Source organism: Peribacillus sp. P4_D6, from assembly GCF_056401795.1.
The window spans coordinates 1-1,598 of sequence record NZ_JBFUIQ010000314.1; the positions used below are offsets into that span (position 1 = coordinate 1).

Consider the following 1,598-nt stretch of genomic DNA (forward strand, 5'->3'; position numbering starts at 1 on the left):
GTGTGGCAATGGCAAACGTAATGGCAAACGCAGAAACGAGTGTGCCTGCTTTTGCATTTGTAATATGGAGACTCGAGGAAATATCGGTTAAGATCCCGACGATAACAAATTCGCTTGTCCCGAGAACAAATGTTAATAAAGTAAGTGTTAAGATGAGCAGCCAATGCCGCTTGGTTAATTCTGTGGTGTGCATAAATACCTCTTTCCTTGATGAATGTAAAGTTGTCACAGGGTGGAAAAACAATCTAACTATCATACCATAAAACATTTTTATGAGGAAAACTCTTGCATAGTTACCATAGATTATTTCCTGCTAAAAAAGCTTGTACCTGAATCATTCACTCATTTTACCGTAACCTGCTATGTTAGAAAACAAAAAAAGAATTCGAAACGGATTAATAAGGAAAAGCATAATGGTAACAAGATAATAAAAATGTAATACTCTATATCAGGGAGAAGATATAAATCAAACAAGAAGGATGGGATCCTGATGGTTGATGAAAAAAAACGGGAACAATGGAAAAAGAAAGTTATCGAAAATCTGAAGAGGGAAGCTGTCAAAAATATCATAGCAATAACGGGAGACGTAGCAAGATTAGATGCTAAAGTCAATAATACTTACACTGTATACATCAAGGATGGAAGGATGATAAAGAAGCAAACAAATGGGAAGTGTGTTGTCATTAATGGGAAAATACAAGGATAAAAAGTTGTGTAGGAATAAAGAATGCACTTTTTAGAATGCGAAGGAATATAGCGGCAGGATAGTTTCCTGCTTTTAAACCGGGTAAGGGATAAAGACGATAAAATAGTTGTATAGCATAAAAAAAATACTCTGGGATGAGTTATTCTCCAGAGTATTTTTTTGTACTTGGCAGCGGTAGTTAGGCTTCTATTTTTCCGAGGCAACAAAACAAAAATATGAAAACTTAGCTAAAACATATTGACAATGATAATCATTATCACATAAAATACTAATTGAAAATGATTATCAATTTCGATTGAGTCTCTGCATGTTAATAAAATGAATTACGAATAGGCGGTACCTCTGTCAAAAACGAACGGACTGACCAAGTGCCAAGGTTGAAGAAGAATTCAAAAAAACTGAATGTGAGTGAAGGAGGAGCACCTATGGATAAAAATTTTATAATATTAGAACTATTTCAGCATGAAGTAAGCTGCTGCTGCCCGGGTCAAAGGCACCAACATATAATTGAGTTTCTTCAAGGAGATGTTTGGACAATTACAAATGAACGGAAGTACATTGATTGCCTAGGATGGCATTCTTTAATAGTTGTCAACAACGAGTTTCAGTTTTTTATGCACGTGGAAGATATCGAGGAACTGTATTCCAAGGGCAGCATTTGCTCCATTTTGGATTTGAACCTTAAAATTAACCATTTGAATTTTAAAGTAAACGAAGCACTCGATGCACATGATAGGAAGTCATTTCTTTCATTTTCCGATGAACTGAGCAATGTACAAAAAATTAAGAATAAAATGAACTCTGGTGATGTACATGCTTTTTAAGAAAACGAATTTACATATAACATAAAAACAATAAATCGTTCGAAATGTTGGAAGGGGAACTTATCATG

General features: G+C 34.7%; 2 protein-coding genes and 1 pseudogene. 2 read left to right on the plus strand and 1 reads right to left on the minus strand.

Annotation, left to right across the window (positions count from 1 at the left end):
- Positions 1-193, minus strand: a pseudogene (locus AC1DVB_RS27110) (MFS transporter); the annotation flags it as partial.
- Between the two features lie 297 nt (positions 194-490).
- Here AC1DVB_RS27110 and AC1DVB_RS27115 point away from each other — a divergent pair.
- Entirely contained in the window at positions 491-706 is a 216-nt protein-coding gene (locus AC1DVB_RS27115) for a hypothetical protein (protein WP_454861293.1), read from the plus strand.
- Positions 707-1,131: 425 nt separating this feature from the next.
- A complete protein-coding gene (locus AC1DVB_RS27120; protein WP_034306867.1) occupies positions 1,132-1,530 on the plus strand; it encodes a hypothetical protein in 399 nt (132 codons plus the stop codon).
- The last annotated feature ends 68 nt before the right edge of the window (positions 1,531-1,598 follow it).

Coding starts and splice junctions, on each gene's coding strand:
- AC1DVB_RS27115 (WP_454861293.1), top strand. CDS start 491: ATGGTTGATGAAAAAAAACGGGAACAATGGAAAAAGAAAGTTATCGAA.
- AC1DVB_RS27120 (WP_034306867.1), top strand. CDS start 1,132: ATGGATAAAAATTTTATAATATTAGAACTATTTCAGCATGAAGTAAGC.